The following is a 17,770-nucleotide window of genomic DNA, read 5'->3' as shown; positions in this document are numbered from 1 at the left end:
GGAGAGGGCGCGGTCAGAACAGGGTCAGACCGATAACAAAAATGACGCCGGAGAACAGCAGGGCGGTGATGCAGTAGCCCATGATGTCGCGCACCCCGAGCCCGGCGATGGCCAGGGCGGGGAGCGCCCAGAAGGGCTGCGCCATGTTCATCCACTGCTCGCCGTAGGCGATGGCCATCACCGATTTCCCGAGATCGGCCCCCAGGGTTTGCGCGGCGGGCAGGACGAACGGCCCCTGAATGACCCAGTGGCCGCCGCCGGACGGCACGGCAAAGTTGATCAGCGCAGAGCTGAAGAAGGTCATCAGCGGGAAGGTGTCTTTATTGGCCACGTTGATGAAGAACTCGGTGATCAGGCCGCCGAGGCCGGAGTGCTCCATCATCAGCTGGATCCCGGCGTAGAACGGGAACTGAATCAGAATGCCGGCGGTGCTGCGCGCGGCGGCGCTGACGGCGCGCATATAGGCCATCGGCGTTTTGTGCAGCAGCAGACCGGCGATCATAAACATCATGTTGACGGTGTTGATGGTGATGTTGAACCCCTTCTCGACGAAGTAGACGCCCAGATAGGCGATGCCCAGCGCGCCGATGATCAGCGCCAGCGTCCGGCTCTCTTCCAGCTTCTCCGACGGGGGGGCGTCGGCCGGTAATCTTTTTTGGAAATCGGCCTCCTCCTGCAGCAGGGCCGGATCGATGCTGACGACCTCCGACGGCCTGGGGGTCATCAGGCGGGTAATAAAGGGCATCACCACGATCAGGGCGAGGGTGATAAACAGGTTAAAGCCGGTGAAGAGGGTATCGCTGACCGGAATTAACCCGGCGACGTGCTCCACCGGGTTACCCGGGGTGGCCGCCAGTAAAGGCATCGAGCCGGAAAAGCCGCCGCCCCAGGTCAGAAAGCCGATGTAGGCGCAGGCGATCAGCAGCGGGTAGTCGGAGCCCGGCACGCGGCGGGCGACTTCGCGGGCAAACATCGCCCCCACCACCAGCCCAAATCCCCAGTTGATGACGCAGGCGACGGAGCCGAAAAAGGTCACCAGCATCACGCCCTGGGCGGGGGTTTTGGCGGCCGACGCGGCGGTGCGCAGCAGGCTTTTCACCGGAGCGGAGCTCGCCAGCGCGTGGCCCGTCACGATGATCAGCGCCATCTGCATGCCGAAGGCCAGCAGGTTCCAGAAGCCGTCGCCCCAGAAGCGCACCATGCTGAGCGGCGTTTGCGGGGTTAGCCACAGCGCGATGCCGAAGGTCAGCAGGGTCAGCAGCATGGCGAAAATCAAGGGGTCGGGCAGCCAGCGGCTGACGAAGCGCGCCATAAAGCGTGAGATGCGGCCAATCATGCGTCACCTCGCAGGATCTGCAGATCGGCGGCGACGTCAAAATGGGCCTCGGTCTTCGCGCGCAGGGTGGCCAGATCGCACCCTTCGGCGATGTCGGTCAGCCACATTTTGCCGTCGATAAAGCGGAATACCGCCAGCTCGGTGACCAGCACATGCACCGCATGGCGGGCGGTAAGGGGCAGGGTGCAGCGGCGGAGGATTTTGGCCGATCCATCCTTTGCGCAGTGCTCCATGGCGATGATCACCCTGCGCGCCCCGGTGACCAGATCCATGGCGCCCCCCATGCCCGGCACCATTTTGCCGGGAATCACCCAGTTGGCGAGGCTGGCCTGTTCATCGACCTGCAGCCCGCCCAGTACGCAGGCGTCCACGTGACCGCCGCGGATCAGGGCGAACGACATCGCGCTGTCGAACATGGCCGCGCCCGGCAGGATCCCACAGGGCTGTCCCCCGGCGTTTACCAGATCGGGGTGAGCGGTGGTGACCGGCCCCAGCCCCAGGAATCCGTTTTCTGACTGCAGGGTGATGTGGATGCCCTGCGGCAGATAATTGGCGACCCGCGTCGGCAGGCCTATGCCCAGGTTGACGATGTCGCCATCGCGCAGCTCTCGCGCCACGCGGCGCGCAATACGCTGTTTGGTATCCATTATGAATTCTCCTGAGGCAGGACGATATGGTCGATGACCGCGCCGGGCGTCACGATGTGGTCAGGCAGCAGCGCGCCGGTCTCCACCAGTTGGTCGGGCTCAGCCAGGGTGACGTCGGCGGCAAGGGCGATCAGCGGGTTAAAGTTGCGGGCGCTGAGCTGATAGGTCAGGTTGCCCAGGGGGTCGGCGCGATGGGCGCGGATCAGCGCCAGATCGGCGCGCAGCGGGCGCTCCAGCAGCCAGGTTTTGCCGTCGAGCTCAAGGGTCTGCTTGCCCTCGGCGGCGACGGTGCCGACGCCGGTGGGGGTCAGAAAACCGCCGAGCCCGGCGCCGCCGCAGCGGATCTGCTCAATGAGGGTGCCCTGCGGAACCAACTGAACCTCCATCTCCCCGGCAATCATGCGCCGCCCGGTTTCCGGGTTGGTGCCGATGTGGGAGGCGATGACGCGGCTGACCCGCCCGTTGACGATCAGCGGGCCGATGCCCGTATCGACAAAGGCGGTATCGTTGGCGATCAGGGTCAGGTCCCTGACGCCGGACTCCAGTAGGGCCGAGATCAGGCGGGGCGGGCTGCCTACGCCCATAAAACCGCCTACCATAATGGTCATGCCGTCGCGAAACAGCGCGCGGGCACTCTGTAAGGTCATCAGCTTGGTTTTCATTATTGTTCCCTGGTGTTTGCACGAATGTGAGTACGTACAGGGAATAGCAAGCCGAATGCCAGAGTGGCCTGTGGACGAGATTATTGATTATCGTATTGAATAATATGGATTATGATGAATGCCGCCGTGCGGCGGCGCGCGGGGCGCTGTGCAGAGCGTTGCGCACTGTGCAAAATTCTGCATAGCAGATTTTGGCCGCGGGGGGCCCCGCAGGGCGATAGGCGGCGCCTAGCACCCGGCCGGATCGATGCCGTACTCCTGCAGCTTGTACATCAGGGCGCGGCGGCTGATGCCCAGCATCAGGGCGGTGCGGGTGCGGTTTCCCGCCTGCTGTTCGAGCACCTCGCTGATGATGCGCCGCTCCTCGCGCTTGATCTCCTCTTTCAGATTGCGCTCGCCGGGCGGGGCGCTTTTGGCGCCAGCGCCGCCGCCGATGGGCTGGTGCAGCGGAGCCGGCAGATCGTCGGCAAAAATGACCGCGCCGGTGCTCATTACCACCGCGCGCTCGATGACGTTGGAGAGCTCGCGGATGTTGCCCGGCCAGGGCCAGGCGCTGAGCAGCGACATCGCCGCCGGATCGATCTCAATCATGTCGCGCTGGTTCTCCGAGCTGAACTTTTGTAAGAAATGGTTGGCGAGCAGGGCGATGTCCTGCCGCCGCTCGCGCAGCGGCGGCAGCGGCAGATGAATGACGTTCAGGCGATAGAAGAGATCGTTACGGAAGCCGCCCTCGCGCACCATCGCCTGTAAATCCCGGTTGGTGGCGGCCACGATGCGGATATCCACCCGAATGGTTTGGTGTCCACCTACGCGCTCGAACTCCCTTTCCTGCAGGATCCGCAGCAGCTTGGCCTGCAGCGGCGGCGGCATTTCGCCGATTTCATCCAGCAGCAGGGTGCCCCGATGGGCGCGCTCAAACAGCCCCTGGCGCTGGGTCTGCGCGCCGGTGAATGCGCCCTTCTCATGGCCGAACAGCTCGCTCTCCAGCAGCGACTCCGGCAGGGCGGCGCAGTTGACCTTGATAAAGGGGCCGCTTGCGCGCCGCGAGCCGTAGTGAATGGCGCGGGCAATCAGCTCCTTGCCGGTTCCGCTCTCCCCGCTGATCAGCACGTTGGCCTGCGAAAGGGCGATTTTCGCGGTGTCTTTGCAGATATCCATCATACGCGGGCTGTTGGTCAGGATATGTCCCCACTGCCAGCGGGTGCTCAGGGCCTGATGCAGGCTGCGGATCTCCTGCTTCATCGCCTGCAGCTGCAGCGCGCGCTGGATCAGTAAGTTCAGCTCATCCAGATCGAAGGGCTTGATCACATAATCGAATGCGCCGCTGCGCAGCGCCTCGACGGCGGTCTCCACCTCGGCGTAGGCGGTCATCAGAATGACGGGGGTGCGCGGCTGCCGGGCGCGCATGACTTTCAGGGCGTCGATCCCGTTCATGGTCGGCATACGGATATCCATCAGCACCACGTCCGGCGGCGCGTCGGCAAAGCGCTGCAGCGCCTCGGCCCCGTGGCTGGCGGCGTGTGTTTCATGCCCCTGGAGCGTCAACGCGGTGGTGAGCATGCGGCGTACGTTATCTTCGTCATCCACGATGAGAATACGGTTGCGGGTTTTCATTCTGCAGGGCTCTCCGGCGGATTGCGCGGTAACGTGAGGGTAAAGGTCGAACCGCCTCCCGGCGTGCTGACCACGTCAATATCCCCCCGGTGGGCGTTGATGATGCGCTGGCTCAGCGCCAGCCCCAGGCCAGTCCCCGAGGCCTTGGTGGTGAAGAAGGGATCGAAGATTTTTTGCTGTAGCGCGATATCGATGCCGCAGCCGCTGTCCTCTATCGCCACCGCCTGCTGCGCCGGGGCGGGTTGCCAGGTGCGTATGCGAATCTCGCCGCGCGCGCTGATGGCCTGCACCGCATTGATTAAGATGTTCAGCAGCACCTGCTTGAGCAGCTCGCGATCGGCCACGATCGCCGGCAGCCTCCTGTCCAGCGCGCAGTGGAAGGCGATCCGCGCCTGAACCCCGGAGGTTTGCACCAGGATCAGCGCCTCGTCGATCAGCGCGTTGAGCGACACCTGCTGCCACTGGCTTTGCCGCGGCCGGGAGAAGTCGAGCAGCTGCTGAATGACTTTATTAATAGAGTCAATCTCTTTGAGTACCACGGACAGGTACTCCTGATGCGCTGGCTGGGTGGTCTGTTGGCGGATGATCTGCACGTAGCCGCGGATGGCGGTCAGCGGATTGCGCACCTCATGGGCGACGCCGGCCATCAGCTCGCCCAGCGTGGCAAGCCTTTCGGTTTGCGCCAGGCGGCGCTGGGTCTCTTTGCGGGCGGTCAGATCGGAAAAGATCACCAGCGCCCCCATCAGTTCGCCATGGGGATTGTGGATGCGGCTGGTGGTGACGCTGATCTCAATGGTGCGATGACGCGCCGGGAAGCTGACCTCTTGCGCCAGGTGGGCGGTGCCGTGCGCTAGGGTATCCAGCACCGGACTGGCGAAATGGGAGTCGGAGAACAGGGCGGCGTAGGGCTGTCCCACCAGCTCATCCCGCGTATAGCCGGTGATGGCCTCTGCCGCGGGGTTGATGGTGGTGACCGCACCCAGCCTGTCGATGGCGATCACCCCGTCGGCGGCGTTTTCAATGATCAGATCGTTAAGGGTTTTGGTCTCGCGCAGCGTTTGCGCCAGCGCGTTGATGCTGCGGCTGATTTGCCCCAGCTCGCCGGGCAGCTCGGGGAGCGGCGCCGGCGTTTTATGCGCCAGCGTCGAGATCCCCTCGGTGATGATGTCGATATTGGCGCTGAAGCGCCGTGAAAAGAGGACGATCAGCAGCAGGCTGCACAGCAGACCCGCCGCCAGCGCCGCCATAATGCGCAGATCCATCTGGCGAGCCTGACGGTGAATATCCTGCGTCAGCTCATTGGCCCAGATGTAGCCCGTCACCTCGCCGTCTCGCCGAATGGGGCGCATCGAGTTGAGAATATCGCCGCGCACCTGGTGGCCGGAAAAGACGATCGGCGTATCGCTGCGCATCACTTCGCGTCCGGGGTGGTCGGCGGCAATGGTCACGCCGACGTTGCTTTGATACAGCGCGAACGGGGCATAGGTAATAATCGCATCCAGCGTTTTGCTGTAGTAGCCCGCGCCGATGCCGGGAAACGCCTGGGTGATGCGCTCGGTGATGGGGCTGAGCTCGGCATTCAGCGCCCGGATACGCTCAGCGCGCGGCAGCGCCGAGAAGTGGTCCAGGCGTTCGTCCAGCGCCTGGTCGAGCAGCTGCACGACGGCGGCCAGCTTTTTCTCTTTTTCGGCCAGCACCGCGGAGCGCCCCTCGATCTCGACGATATAGCCAATCGACAGCGTCGGTACGATGACCATCAGGATCGCCATGAGTATCATTTGATTGCGTAATCGTCGTGGGTATAACCCTCTTAAAAAGCGCATGCAGGTATCCCGGTGGCTCGGCGCAGGCAAACCCCGATTATCGAATTTTGCGCCGGCGGTTTCTCAGCGGCGCATCATATTCCGGCAAGTGCGGCGCACATGCGGCGGCGCCGCGTCGCGGGGATGCCGCGACGGCAGGGGGAGAGGGGCGGCCCGTTGGCCGCAGGGAAGGGGGGGTGCCTCGCGGCGGGGGTGAGCTGAGGCCGCGCCGGCGGCGGGGGAGAACGGCCTTAGGCGGGCAGCGGCCGCGCGGGGGAGGGATAATGAGCCGGGCGGCGATCAATGTTCCGCGAGCCACCGCTCCGCTTTCTCTCTGACCAGCGCTAATACCTGCGCCGCTGGCATATAATGCTGTTGCTGCAGGTGCTGCTGAGCAATCTCGGGGTGAGAGACGATGGCATCGTAGGTGAGATCGTAGATGAGCGGTTTGATCTCTTTATTGAAATAGTTGGTTTCTCGGCTGGTTAACGATAATTTTTGGTCGGCTAAGATATTTATCTCGGCGGTTAGGCCGGGTCTGGCAAAGCTCAGTAATTTATCATCGCTTTTCTCTTCCACGATTTTTTCGTAGCCGCCCTCGAGCATCGCCGATCGCACGATCTCTGCGCGGGCGTTTTTGGGGATCTCTCTCTGCCGCTGGTGCCGCACGTCGTCGAGCACCGCATTGGCGCGTGAGCCGATATAGGAGTCAATATCCTGCGCCAGGCGGTGATTGACCGCATGGCGGGCATGAGAGATAGACGTGGCCTCCATAATCAGCCTGTTGGCTAAATCGGTGCAGATATCGCAGAGCGTCTGGACTTTATCCAGCGGCTTATTGCAGCCAAGCTTTAGCAGGTCATCGCACTGACGCATGGTGAGATCGAATGTAATGCGAGCATCATGGCTGTCTTCTGATATTTTTCTAAAGCTGGCCAGATTCACCCTGTCGGCGTGGTTGGATGCATTGTCGTTTATATCGTAACTATGGTTTTTCTGAAATAAATGCAGCAGGGCGTTAATATTCATTGCGCACACTCTTTATATGCCGAAAGTGAAAGGAGAACGTCTTTTTGCGATATGACGATAGTCTTCGTCAAATAGTCTTATGTCGCGTCGGTTATATCGATTTATATAGATGATTGTATCTGCACATTGCTTATTTGGTAGCGCGCGTCGTGATTTGTTTAATTATTGTTGATAGAGGTCGGCGCGTCCGCTTTTCCGCCTGCGGTGCGTGGCAGCGCGCTGCCGCAGCGCCTTGAGCCCGACGCCATCAATAAAAAACACGCGCGGGCGCGGCATAAATAGGGTGGTTCGATAAGCGATATCGACCTATTTCGCATCGCAGGTCGGCGATAGGCTGCGATTTTTAACCATCAATGCGATATAACTCCATCGATATAGGCTATAAAATTATTCCGCAAATGAATAAATAGTACCGACGGCATTATTTATTATTGGTGGGGAAATGCATGCGCTGGCAATCCGCATTATTCACTCCTGCGCGGCGGACCGGCCTATTTTATCCGAGGCGCGGGGCATGAATAACGGCAAGGTGTGGCTCGTCGACGTCGGCAAATCCGCGCCCCCGGATCCGGTGCCCCAGGCGCACATTCACGCGCGGTTGGTCAACTACGCCGCCGCGCCGCGGGCAGAGGGCAAGGTGGGGAGGGCGCCGGCTATAGCAGGGTGACTCCGCCCGGCACCATGCTGAGCAGGTGCTGCACGGGCCAATGGCGGGTAAGCCGCTGTTGGGTTAGCCGCCACTTAACCTCGTCGACGTCATTTTTGCCTCGATCCAGCAGCAGCCCGACGACGCTGCCGCTGTGCGCCACGTTGATGCCATATAGCCCACAGGCGTCGACCAGCGACCGCAGCGCATCAAAGCCGGGCTTGGGCAGCAGCCGCTGGCTGGCGATGGCGCTGAGGGTGGCGGCCTCGCCCATCCGATAGGGATCTTGTGTCGCGCAGGCCGCCTGTACCTTGTCCCAGGCGCGCTGGAGCGCGGGGGCACCGGCCTGTAACGCCGCCCGGCGCGCGGCGCGGTGATAGTCCGCCGTGCGCAGCGTCAGCGGGCTCTCCAGCACCAGCAGATCGAGCGCGGGCGGCGCCGCGCAGGCGATTTGCGTGGAGGCATCGTTATGATCGAACAGGGTCAGCTGGCGAAACAGGGTGCTGTCGGTGGGCTCCAGGGAGACGCAAAGCGCGGCGAGCGTCCCCTCATCCAGGGTATGCCCCAGATGGTGCGCGGTGGCGACGGCGGTGGCGGCGATGTCCGCCGTGCTGCTGGCCATCCCCTTGGCCACCGGAATGGTGGAGTGGATATCGATGCGTATCTCGCGGCTCATCTGCGCCGGGTAGCGCCAGTGCTGCAATAGGCGCGTAACCATGGCGCGGGCCAGGGGGCGTTCGTCCGCCCGAGGCGCGCCGCGGCTGACTTCAACGGTGCTGTACCACCCGATGGGGCAGGAGATCAGCTTTTCACTGCCCAGGATCCAGCCCTGGATAAGCTCCCCGCAGGAGGCGGGGCACTGCGCAACGGCCACGCCTTCACCTTTGAACCGATAATTTTGCCGCATAGTGGCATGGCGACGGCAGGAAAGCCACGCTTTTCACCCTCGCCCTGCCGCGCCGGCGGGAGCGTGGGGAAAAAGCGTGCTATGGTGATAGTCTGAGAATCAGCGGTAACGCTATTTGCATGATAATAACGGGTGGAAGACGTACCCTCATGCGGTTTTTATGCTAAATTGCGCCGTCTTTACTTCTGTGATGGGCGACGAGCGCCGCGCAGGCGTGAGCATGAAGAGATCTTTGTGACGGTGAGCGAGCGTTGCTCGCTCACCATGTAATAAGCCGACAGGTTTGCCATATTAATGGTAGGGAAGGGGGTGTAACTCCCCCGCAGCCCCCGCTGCTGTGATGCTGACGACCCCGTGTACACCACTGATCGCAAGATTGGGAAGGACGGGCGAGGAGGACGCTAAGCCAGAAGACCTGCCCGTCGGTAACTACCAACAACTTCGGTGGGAAGTGGGTTGATCTGATGCATACAGTCGCAAGACTGGGTAACGGTGTATCTATACCCTCCAACCACCCTGAACAGGATCAGGGGCATGGCGGCACAGCAGTACGCGTTCGTTCTGGCGGGCACCGGCAGCGGCTGTGGCAAAACCACGGTGACGCTGGGATTGCTGAGTCTATTGAAACAGCGTGGGCTGCGCGTTCAGCCGTACAAAGTGGGGCCGGACTACCTCGATACCGGCTGGCATACGGCCGTGTGCGGCACCGCCTCCCGCAACCTCGATAGCTTTATGCTGCCCGCACCGACGCTTAACGCGCTGTTTGGCGAACGGATGCAGCGGGCCGACGTCGCGGTCATCGAGGGGGTGATGGGGCTGTATGACGGCTACGGCACCGATCCGAACTACTGCAGCAGCGCGGGGATGGCCAAGCAGCTCGGCTGCCCGGTGATCCTCCTGGTGGATGGCAAGGCGGTCTCCACCTCGATTGCCGCCACGGTGATGGGCTTTCAGCACTTTGATCCCACGTTGAATATCGCGGGCGTGATGGTGAATCGCGTCAACAGCGAGGCGCATTTCGCGCTGCTTAAAACGGCCATCGAACACTACTGCGCCATTCCCGTGCTCGGCTATATCCCGCAGATGGCGGGCGTTTCCCTGCCTGAGCGCCACCTCGGCCTGGTGACGGCCCGGGAGTCCGTCGTGCGGGCGCAGCCCTGGCAGGCGTTTGCCGCCGCGCTCGAACGCACCCTGGATATCGATCGCTTACTCTCCCTGTGCCCGATGGCGTCGCTGCCGCCCGGCGCCTGGCCTGCGCTGCCCGCCGCCGACGCCGGCCGCGGATTGACGCTGGCCATGGCCGAGGACGAGGCGTTCAACTTCTATTACCCGGACAACGTTGCGCTGCTCGAACGCATGGGCGTCGAGATCGTCCGCTTTAGCCCCCTGCATGACGCCCAGCTGCCCGACTGCCAGATGGTGTGGCTGGGCGGCGGCTACCCGGAGCTGTATGCCGAGAGGCTGGCGGCCAACGCATCGATGCTGGCGAGCCTGCGCGCGGCGCACCGGCGCGGCGCGGCGATCTACGCCGAGTGCGGCGGGCTGATGTACCTGGGCAGCACGCTAGAGGATGCCGACGGGGCGATCCACCCGATGGCCAATATTATTCCCGGTCACAGTAAAATGGGGCAACGGCTGACCCGCTTTGGCTACTGCGAGGCGCAGGCGCGTCAGCCGACGCTGCTGGCGGATAGCGGCGAAACGCTGCGCGGACATGAGTTCCACTACTCCGACTTTTCCCCCCACACCCCCGCGCTGCTGGCGTGTCGCAAAGTGCGCGATGGGGTGACCACCCAGGCGTGGGACGGGGGATGGCAGGTCGGCAGCGCCTTTGCCAGCTATCTGCACGTTCATTTCGCCCAGCGCCCGCGGATGCTGAGCCGCTGGCTGGCGGCCGCCAGGGCGGCCCTATGACGCTCTTGGCCTGGTGCCTCGCCTGGCTCCTCGACGCCGCGATCGGCGATCCGCCGCGCTGGCCGCACCCGGTACGCTGGATGGGGCGCCTGATCACCGTCGTGCAGCGGTGCGTGCGCCGCTGCTGCCGCAGCGAGGGCGCGCTGCGCATCGGCGGCGGCGTGCTGTGGCTGACGGTGGTGGGGGTGACGTGGGGCGTGGCCTGGGGGGGATTGACGCTGGCGCGGGCGATCCATCCGTGGCTGGGGTGGGCGGTCGAGGTCTGGATGATCTTTACTGCGTTGGCCGGCCGCTGTCTGGCGGATGCCGCCCGGGAGGTCGAACGGCCGCTGCGCGCCGGTGCGCTCGCCGCGAGCCGCGAAAAGCTCTCCTGGATCGTGGGGCGCGATACCTCGTCGCTGCAGCCGCCGCAGATCAACCGGGCGGTGGTGGAGACCGTCGCCGAGAATACGGTGGATGGCATCATCGCGCCGCTGTTCTTCCTGCTGCTGGGCGGCGCGCCGCTGGCGCTGGCCTACAAGGCGGTCAATACCCTCGACTCGATGGTGGGCTACAAGCATGAAAAGTACCGGGCGATCGGCATGGTCAGCGCCCGGATGGATGACGCGGCGAACTACCTGCCCGCGCGGCTGAGCTGGCTGCTGCTGAGCGCGGCGGCGTGGCTATGCCGCGAGGATGTTGCCCGCGCGCTGCGCATCGGCTGGCGCGATCGCCGCTGCCACAGCAGCCCCAACTGCGCGTGGCCGGAGGCGACCGTGGCCGGTGCGCTGGGGATCCGGCTGGGCGGGCCGAACGATTATTTTGGCCAGCGGGTGGAGAAGCCCTGGATCGGCGATGCGCGCCGCGCGGTTACCCCAGATGATATTTCCCGAACGATTCGACTGATGTGGGTCGCGTCAGCCCTGGCGCTGGCGCTGTTTATGGCGGTGCGCTGGCTGCTGGTCGGCGCGGCCTGAGGAGACGAGATCATGCAATATATCCAGCAACCCCAGGCGATTGAGGCCAAAAGTTTCGACATCATTGGCGAGATCATCCGTGAGACGCGCCCGACGTACCAGTTCGCCAGCCCGCTGCACGAGGCGATCGTCAAGCGGGTTATCCACACCACCGCCGACTTTGACTGGCTGGATATCCTCTGGTTCTCCCCGGATGCGCTGACGCAGCTGTGCGCGGCGCTGAGCCGGCCGTCCGTTATCTACACCGATACGACGATGGCCCTCTCGGGGATCAATAAACCCCTGCTGGCCACGTTTGGCGGCGAGTGTCGCTGCTATATCAGCGATGCGCAGGTGGTGGCGCAGGCGAAGGCGCAGGGGATCACCCGCTCCATGGCGGCGGTCGATCGGGCGGTGGCGGAGGCGGAGCGCCCGGTGTTTGTCTTCGGCAATGCGCCGACGGCGCTGTTTCGCCTGCTGGAGCACGATGTCGCCGTCGGCGGCGTGGTGGGGGTGCCGGTGGGGTTTGTCGGCGCGGCGGAGTCGAAAGCGGCGCTGACGCACAGCGGCTTGCCCGCCATCGCGGCGCTGGGGCGCAAGGGCGGCAGCAACGTGGCGGCGGCGATCGTTAACGCCGTGCTGTACCACCTGCGGGGGGAAAAATGAACGATCGGGCCTTCGATACGCCGGTGTGGCACCACGGAAAGGCGCTGCGCAAGGGCTATACCACCGGCTCCTGCGCCACCGCGGCCGCCAAGGTCGCCGCGCTGATGGCGCTGCGCCAGCAGCCGATCCACCAGGTCTCCATCGTCACCCCCTCCGGCGTCACGCTGAACCTGAGCGTTGAATCGCCGCATATCGAGGGGGAGCAGGCCATCGCCGCCATTCGCAAAGACGGCGGCGATGATGTCGATGCGACCCACGGTATGCTGATTTTTGCGCGGGTCACGCTCAACGACAGCGGCACGATATCGCTGTCGGGGGGCGAGGGGGTCGGCACCGTGACGCGCAAGGGAATTGGCTTGCCCATCGGCAGCGCGGCGATCAACCGCACGCCCCGCCACACCATTGAGTCGGCCGTGCGCGAGGCGATCGGCCCGACGCGCGGCGCCGCGGTCGAGATCTTTGCGCCGGAGGGCGTCGCGCGGGCGCAGAAAACCTACAACGCCCGCCTGGGTATCCTGGGCGGCATCTCGATCATCGGCACCACGGGCATCGTGACGCCGATGTCGGAGGAGAGCTGGAAGCGTTCGCTGGCGCTGACGCTGGAGATGAAGCGCGCCGCCGGGATGACGCGGGTGGTGCTGGTGCCGGGCAACCACGGCGAGCGCTTTGTGCGTGAGCAGATGGGGATCGAGGCCGATGCGGTGGTGACGATGAGCAACTTCGTCGGCTATATGATCGAAGAGGCGGTGCGCCTGGGGTTTCGCCAGATCGTGCTGGTCGGCCACCCGGGCAAACTGATCAAGGTCGCCGCCGGGATCTTCCACACCCACAGCCATATGGCCGATGCGCGCATGGAGACGCTGGTGGCACATCTGGCGCTGCTTGGCGCGCCGCTGGCGCTGCTGACGCGGGTGCGCGACTGCGACACGACCGAGGCCGCGATGGAGCATATCGACGCCTACGGCTTTCAGTCGCTGTATGACCATCTCGCCGAACGTATCTGCCAGCGGGTCATACAGCGGCTGCGCTTTACCCAGCATCTGCCGATCTGCGACGCCATTCTGTTCTCGTTTGATAACCAGACGCTGGGCAGCAACCGCCCGGTCGCCGCGATCGTGGCGGATCTGCAATGTTGACGGTCGTGGGGGTGGGGCCGGCGGGCGTCCATCTGATGACCCCCGCGGCGCGCGATGCGATCGCGCAGGCGGAGAGCCTGGTGGGCGGGGCGCGTCATTTACAGCAGTTCCCGACCTTTCGCGGCGAGACCTTCACCCTCGGCGCCAACGTCGCGGCGCTGCTGGCCTGGCTGGAGGCCCGGCGCCGGCGCCGCGTGGTGATCATGGCCTCCGGCGATCCGCTGTTTTACGGCATCGGCACGCGGATCGTGGCGCACTTTGGTATTGAGCATGTGTGCATCATCCCCGGCATCAGCGCGGTGCAGTATCTCTGCGCGCAGGCGGGCGTCGACATGAACGAGATGTGGCTCACCAGCAGCCACGGCCGCCGGGTCAATTTTGATGAGCTGGCGCGCCATAGCAAGGTCGCGATGGTCACCGACGCGCGCTGTGGACCGAAAGAGATCGCCGCGCAGCTGGTTGCGCGGGGGAAAGGGCATCGCTGGATGGTGATCGGTGAAAACCTGGCGATGGAGAGAGAGCGGATTTACTGGCTGCCCGTCAGTGAGGTCCGCGCCGACTATGAGATGAACGCGGTGGTGATCCTCGATGAACGATGAGCTTTTTCTGCGCGGCGAAACGGTGCCGATGACCAAAGAGGCGGTGCGCGCGCTGGCCCTCAGCAAACTTGCGCTGCACCGAGCCCGCCATCTGATTGATATCGGGGCGGGAACCGGCAGCGTGTCGATTGAGGCCGCGCTGCAGTTTCCCTCCCTGCGGGTGACCGCCATCGAGAAAAACCCCGCGGCGCTGCGCCTGCTGGCGGAAAATTGCCGGCGCTTTGCCTGCGACAACGTCAGCATTCTGCCCGGCACCGCGCCGATGCCGGTGGCGGCGCGGGCCGACGCCGTGTTTATGGGCGGCAGCGGCGGCCACCTGACGGCGCTGATGGACTGGTCCATGGCGCAGCTGCATCCCGGCGGGCGCCTGGTGATGACCTTTATCCTGATGGAGAACCTGCATAGCGCGCTGGCCTACCTGGCGCAGCGGGGAGCGCAGGGCGTGACGTGCCAGCAGATACAGACGGCGTCGTGGGTTCCGCTCGGCAAGGGCCACTACTTTAAACCGAATAATCCCGTTTTTGTTATCGCCTGTCAGAAGGAGGAGCATCATGTCTGAGACATTCGATCCCCGCTGCGTGTGGTTTGTCGGCGCGGGGCCCGGCGATCGTGAGCTGATTACCCTCAAGGGCTATCGGCTGCTGCAGCAGGCGCAGGTGGTCATCTATGCCGGGTCGCTGATCAACCCTGAGCTGCTGGCGTACTGCCCCCCCGGGGCCGAGTGCCACGACAGCGCGGCGCTGCATCTGGCGCAGATCCTCGATCTGATGGAGGCCGGGGTCCGGGCCGGGAAAACCGTAGTGCGTCTGCAGACGGGCGATGTCTCCCTCTACGGCTCCGTGCGTGAGCAGGGGGAGGAGCTGACCAAGCGCGGCATCGCCTGGCAGGTGGTGCCGGGGGTCAGCGCCTTTCTCGGCGCGGCGGCGGAGCTCGGCGTGGAGTATACCGTGCCCGACGTCGCGCAAAGTCTGATCATCACCCGCCTCGAAGGCCGCACGCCGGTGCCGGCGCGTGAGCAGCTGGAGTCGTTCGCCCGCCATCAGACGTCGATGGCGATTTACCTCTCCGTTCAGCGGATCCACCGGGTTGCGGAGCGGCTGATCGCGGGGGGCTATCCGGCCGCTACGCCGGTCGCGGTGATCTATAAGGCAACCTGGCCGGAGAGCCGCACCGTTCGCGGCACGCTGGCGGACATCGGCGATCGGGTGCGCGATGCGGGGATCCGTAAAACGGCGCTGATCCTTGTCGGTAGCTTCCTCGGCGATGAGTATCACTACTCAAAGCTCTATGCGGCGGACTTTAGCCATGAATACCGTAAAGCCTGAGTCCATCGCGCTATTTTGCCTGACGCCCGGCGGCGTGCGACTGGCCAAGCGGCTGGCGGCGCGGCTGCCGCTGACCTGTTTTACCGGCGAGGCGCTGTGGGAGGCGGGGTTTATCCCGTTCGACGGCGGCCTCGCCCAGACCGTTCGCCGCGCCTTTCCCCACTATTCGGCGCTGATTTTCATCGGCGCGACGGGGATCGCCGTGCGCGTGCTGGCGCCGCTGCTCAATGACAAGTTCAGCGATCCGGCCGTGGTGGTGATCGATGAGCGCGGTCAGCACGTGATCAGCCTGCTCTCCGGACATGTGGGGGGGGCCAACGCCTTGACCCGCGCTCTGGCGGGCATGCTGGGGGCCGATCCGGTGATCACCACCGCCACGGACGTGAACGAGATGGCCGCGCTGGATACGCTTGCGCTGCAGCTTGACGCTCGGATGGCCGACTTGCGCTCGGCGGTTCGGGAGGTTAACTCGATGCTGGTCAGCCAGCGGCGGGTCGGGCTGTGGTGGGATCCGGCGCTGGCGGCAGAGGTCAGCCGCTGCGATCGGCGGGGATTTATCACCGTGAGCGACCTGCAGGCGCTGCCCGCGCTGGATGCGCTGGTGTGCATCACCCTGCGCCGCGATCTGCCGGAAATTCCGCTGCCGCACTGGAAGCTGGTGCCGCAGCGGGTGGTCGCCGGCATCGGCTGTCGGCGGAATACCCCCTTCCCGCTGTTGGACGCGCTGCTGGCGCGCCAGCTGGAGGCGCAGGGGCTCGATCCGCTGGCGCTGAAGGCGATTGGCAGCGCGGCGCTCAAGCGCGATGAGCCGGGGCTGATCCAGCTCGCCGCCCGCTGGCGCATCCCGTTTCACACCTTTACCACCGACGCGCTGCGCGCGCATGAGCAGCGCTTTCCGATCTCGCCCTTCGTGCGTCGCACGGTCGGCGTCGGGAGTGTCTCGGGACCGGCGGCCTGGCTGCTGAGTCATGGACAGCTCGTAGGCGATACCCTGCGTGAGCAGGGCGTCACGATTACCTTAGGAGTTTCATCCGGATGTTAACCGTTATTGGAATCGGCCCTGGCTCACAGGCCATGATGACGATGGAGGCCGCTGAGGCGCTGCAGGCGGCAGAGATCATCGTCGGCTACAAAACCTATACCCACCTGGTGAAAGCCTTTACCGGCGACAAGCAGGTGATCAAGACCGGCATGTGCAAAGAGATCGAACGCTGCCAGACGGCGATTGATCTGGCGCAGGCGGGGCATAACGTCGCCCTGATCAGCAGCGGCGACGCGGGGATCTATGGCATGGCGGGGCTGGTGCTGGAGCTGGTCGGCCGGCAGGGGCTGGCGGTCGAGGTTCGCCTGATCCCCGGAATGACCGCCAGCATCGCCGCCGCGTCGCTGCTCGGGGCGCCGCTGATGCATGACTTCTGTCATATCAGCCTCAGCGATCTGCTGACCCCCTGGCCGGTCATCGAAAAGCGCATCGTCGCCGCCGGCGAGGCCGACTTTGTGATCTGTTTCTACAACCCGCGCAGCCGCGGCCGCGAGGGGCACCTGGCGCGCGCCTTTGCGCTGCTGTCCGCCGTCAAAAGCGCGCAAACCCCGGTGGGGGTGGTGAAGTCCGCCGGGCGTAAAAAGCAGGAGAAGTGGCTGACCACCCTGGGGGAGATGGATTTTGCGCCGGTGGATATGACCAGCCTGGTGATCGTCGGCAATAAGACCACCTACGTGCAGGACGGCCTGATGATCACGCCGCGGGGCTACGCGCTGTGAACCCTGGCGAGGTGCTGGTGATCGGCGGCACCAGCGACGCCCGGGCGCTGTGCCAGCAGCTGGATGCGGCCCAGGTGGCCTACACCCTATCGGTGGCGACGCCGACCGGCGAGGCCCTCGCCGGCGAGATCCGCGGGCGGGTGCGCTGTGGGCGCCTGACGCAGGCGGAGATGGTCGCCTGGCTTGAAACGCACCGGACCCGCTGGGTGATCGACGCATCGCACCCCTATGCCGAGCTGGTCAGCCGCAGCATCACGCAGGCCTGTCACACCGCGGGCGTGCTGCTCAGCCGCTATCAGCGCCCGGAGCAGCTCAGCGATCTCACCCACCCGCTGCTCCACCGCGTCGCCAGCATTGAGGCGGCCAGCGCGCTGGCGCGACGCTTTGGCGAACGGGTGTTGCTGACCACCGGCAGCAAAGATTTGGCGCGCTGGCGCGCGGCGCTGCCGGAGAAAACGCTGCTGGTGCGCGTGCTGCCACTGGCGGAGGTGATGGCGCAGTGCGCCGAACTCGGCTTCGGCGTCGGGCAGATCTTCGCGCTGTGCGGCCCCTTTAGCGCGGCGTTTAACGCGGCGTTTTATCGCCACTGTCGGGCTGACGTGGTGATAACCAAAGCCTCCGGCGCCGAAGGCGGCTATCAGGAAAAGGTGCAGCCCTGTCTGGATGCCGGTATTCCCTGCATCGTTATTACACGTCCGGCGCCGCAGGTGACGGGCGCGGAGTTACTGGAGAGTCTGGCCGACTTTCAACGGCGCTTGGCGCGCTGGCTGGCCACGGCTTAAGGAGAATGA

The 17,770-nt window shown here is 64.5% G+C and carries 17 protein-coding genes and 1 riboswitch; of the genes, 10 read left to right on the top strand and 7 right to left on the bottom strand.

From position 1 onward, the window contains the following. Positions 1 to 13 precede the first annotated feature (13 nt). From L1P05_RS09655 to L1P05_RS09625, 7 genes are all read right to left on the bottom strand, one after another. Positions 14 to 1,336: a TIGR00366 family protein gene (locus L1P05_RS09655; protein ID WP_012848851.1), complete on the bottom strand. Its 1,323-nt coding sequence runs from the start codon at positions 1,334 to 1,336 to the stop codon at positions 14 to 16. Further along, complete coding sequence (locus tag L1P05_RS09650) at positions 1,333 to 1,983, bottom strand: 3-oxoacid CoA-transferase subunit B (protein ID WP_012848850.1); 651 nt, start codon at positions 1,981 to 1,983, stop codon at positions 1,333 to 1,335. The genes L1P05_RS09655 and L1P05_RS09650 overlap by 4 nt, the downstream gene beginning before the upstream one ends. Further along, positions 1,983 to 2,645, bottom strand: coding sequence for an acetate CoA-transferase subunit alpha (gene atoD, locus L1P05_RS09645; RefSeq protein ID WP_012848849.1), 663 nt, complete (start codon positions 2,643 to 2,645; stop codon positions 1,983 to 1,985). Before atoD ends, L1P05_RS09650 begins: the two co-directional genes overlap by 1 nt. Positions 2,646 to 2,873: 228 nt before the next feature. Continuing rightward, the gene (gene atoC, locus L1P05_RS09640) at positions 2,874 to 4,259 is read right to left on the bottom strand and encodes an acetoacetate metabolism transcriptional regulator AtoC (RefSeq protein ID WP_012848848.1); all 1,386 of its coding nucleotides are present in this window, start codon (positions 4,257 to 4,259) and stop codon (positions 2,874 to 2,876) included. Continuing rightward, positions 4,256 to 6,082, bottom strand: coding sequence for a two-component system sensor histidine kinase AtoS (gene atoS / locus L1P05_RS09635; protein WP_071818521.1), 1,827 nt, complete (start codon positions 6,080 to 6,082; stop codon positions 4,256 to 4,258). Before atoS ends, atoC begins: the two co-directional genes overlap by 4 nt. Positions 6,083 to 6,361: 279 nt before the next feature. Next, positions 6,362 to 7,090: a microtubule-disrupting T3SS effector EseQ gene (gene eseQ, locus L1P05_RS09630; protein ID WP_012848846.1), complete on the bottom strand. Its 729-nt coding sequence runs from the start codon at positions 7,088 to 7,090 to the stop codon at positions 6,362 to 6,364. A 653-nt stretch (positions 7,091 to 7,743) separates the two neighbouring features. Further along, positions 7,744 to 8,610 carry a GHMP family kinase ATP-binding protein gene (locus L1P05_RS09625; RefSeq protein ID WP_012848843.1) on the bottom strand — a complete coding sequence of 289 codons (867 nt, stop codon included), beginning with the start codon at positions 8,608 to 8,610 and terminating at the stop codon, positions 7,744 to 7,746. Between the two features lie 295 nt (positions 8,611 to 8,905). Further along, a riboswitch (cobalamin riboswitch) is annotated at positions 8,906 to 9,080 on the top strand. A gap of 97 nt (positions 9,081 to 9,177) precedes the next feature. Here L1P05_RS09625 and L1P05_RS09620 point away from each other — a divergent pair. Genes L1P05_RS09620 through L1P05_RS09575 form a run of 10 tightly spaced genes read left to right on the top strand, consistent with a single transcriptional unit; the run spans position 9,178 to position 17,761 of the window. Beyond that, positions 9,178 to 10,557, top strand: a complete 1,380-nt coding sequence (locus tag L1P05_RS09620) for a cobyrinic acid a,c-diamide synthase CobB (protein ID WP_012848841.1) — start codon at positions 9,178 to 9,180, stop codon at positions 10,555 to 10,557. After that, positions 10,554 to 11,513 (top strand): adenosylcobinamide-phosphate synthase CbiB, encoded by a 960-nt coding sequence (cbiB, locus tag L1P05_RS09615; protein WP_012848840.1) that lies wholly within the window; start codon positions 10,554 to 10,556, stop codon positions 11,511 to 11,513. Before L1P05_RS09620 ends, cbiB begins: the two co-directional genes overlap by 4 nt. Before the next feature lie 12 nt (positions 11,514 to 11,525). Then, positions 11,526 to 12,158 (top strand): cobalt-precorrin-8 methylmutase, encoded by a 633-nt coding sequence (locus L1P05_RS09610; protein WP_012848839.1) that lies wholly within the window; start codon positions 11,526 to 11,528, stop codon positions 12,156 to 12,158. Next, entirely contained in the window at positions 12,155 to 13,294 is a 1,140-nt protein-coding gene (cbiD, locus tag L1P05_RS09605; RefSeq protein ID WP_012848838.1) for a cobalt-precorrin-5B (C(1))-methyltransferase CbiD, read from the top strand. Before L1P05_RS09610 ends, cbiD begins: the two co-directional genes overlap by 4 nt. Further along, positions 13,288 to 13,893, top strand: a complete 606-nt coding sequence (locus L1P05_RS09600) for a cobalt-precorrin-7 (C(5))-methyltransferase (protein WP_012848837.1) — start codon at positions 13,288 to 13,290, stop codon at positions 13,891 to 13,893. The genes cbiD and L1P05_RS09600 overlap by 7 nt, the downstream gene beginning before the upstream one ends. Next, positions 13,883 to 14,452, top strand: coding sequence for a decarboxylating cobalt-precorrin-6B (C(15))-methyltransferase (locus L1P05_RS09595; RefSeq protein WP_012848836.1), 570 nt, complete (start codon positions 13,883 to 13,885; stop codon positions 14,450 to 14,452). Before L1P05_RS09600 ends, L1P05_RS09595 begins: the two co-directional genes overlap by 11 nt. Beyond that, the gene (locus tag L1P05_RS09590; RefSeq protein WP_012848835.1) at positions 14,445 to 15,218 is read left to right on the top strand and encodes a cobalt-precorrin-4 methyltransferase; all 774 of its coding nucleotides are present in this window, start codon (positions 14,445 to 14,447) and stop codon (positions 15,216 to 15,218) included. The genes L1P05_RS09595 and L1P05_RS09590 overlap by 8 nt, the downstream gene beginning before the upstream one ends. Further along, positions 15,199 to 16,260: a cobalt-precorrin 5A hydrolase gene (gene cbiG / locus L1P05_RS09585; protein WP_012848834.1), complete on the top strand. Its 1,062-nt coding sequence runs from the start codon at positions 15,199 to 15,201 to the stop codon at positions 16,258 to 16,260. The genes L1P05_RS09590 and cbiG overlap by 20 nt, the downstream gene beginning before the upstream one ends. Further along, positions 16,254 to 16,979: a precorrin-3B C(17)-methyltransferase gene (locus L1P05_RS09580; RefSeq protein ID WP_012848833.1), complete on the top strand. Its 726-nt coding sequence runs from the start codon at positions 16,254 to 16,256 to the stop codon at positions 16,977 to 16,979. The genes cbiG and L1P05_RS09580 overlap by 7 nt, the downstream gene beginning before the upstream one ends. Next, on the top strand, positions 16,976 to 17,761 hold the full coding sequence (locus L1P05_RS09575; RefSeq protein WP_012848832.1) for a cobalt-precorrin-6A reductase: 786 nt from the start codon (positions 16,976 to 16,978) through the stop codon (positions 17,759 to 17,761). Before L1P05_RS09580 ends, L1P05_RS09575 begins: the two co-directional genes overlap by 4 nt. Positions 17,762 to 17,770: the final 9 nt, after the last annotated feature.

Source organism: Edwardsiella piscicida, from assembly GCF_021733145.1.
In the GTDB taxonomy this organism is placed as follows: domain Bacteria; phylum Pseudomonadota; class Gammaproteobacteria; order Enterobacterales; family Enterobacteriaceae; genus Edwardsiella; species Edwardsiella piscicida.
This window is presented reverse-complemented; position numbering and strand designations above follow the sequence as displayed.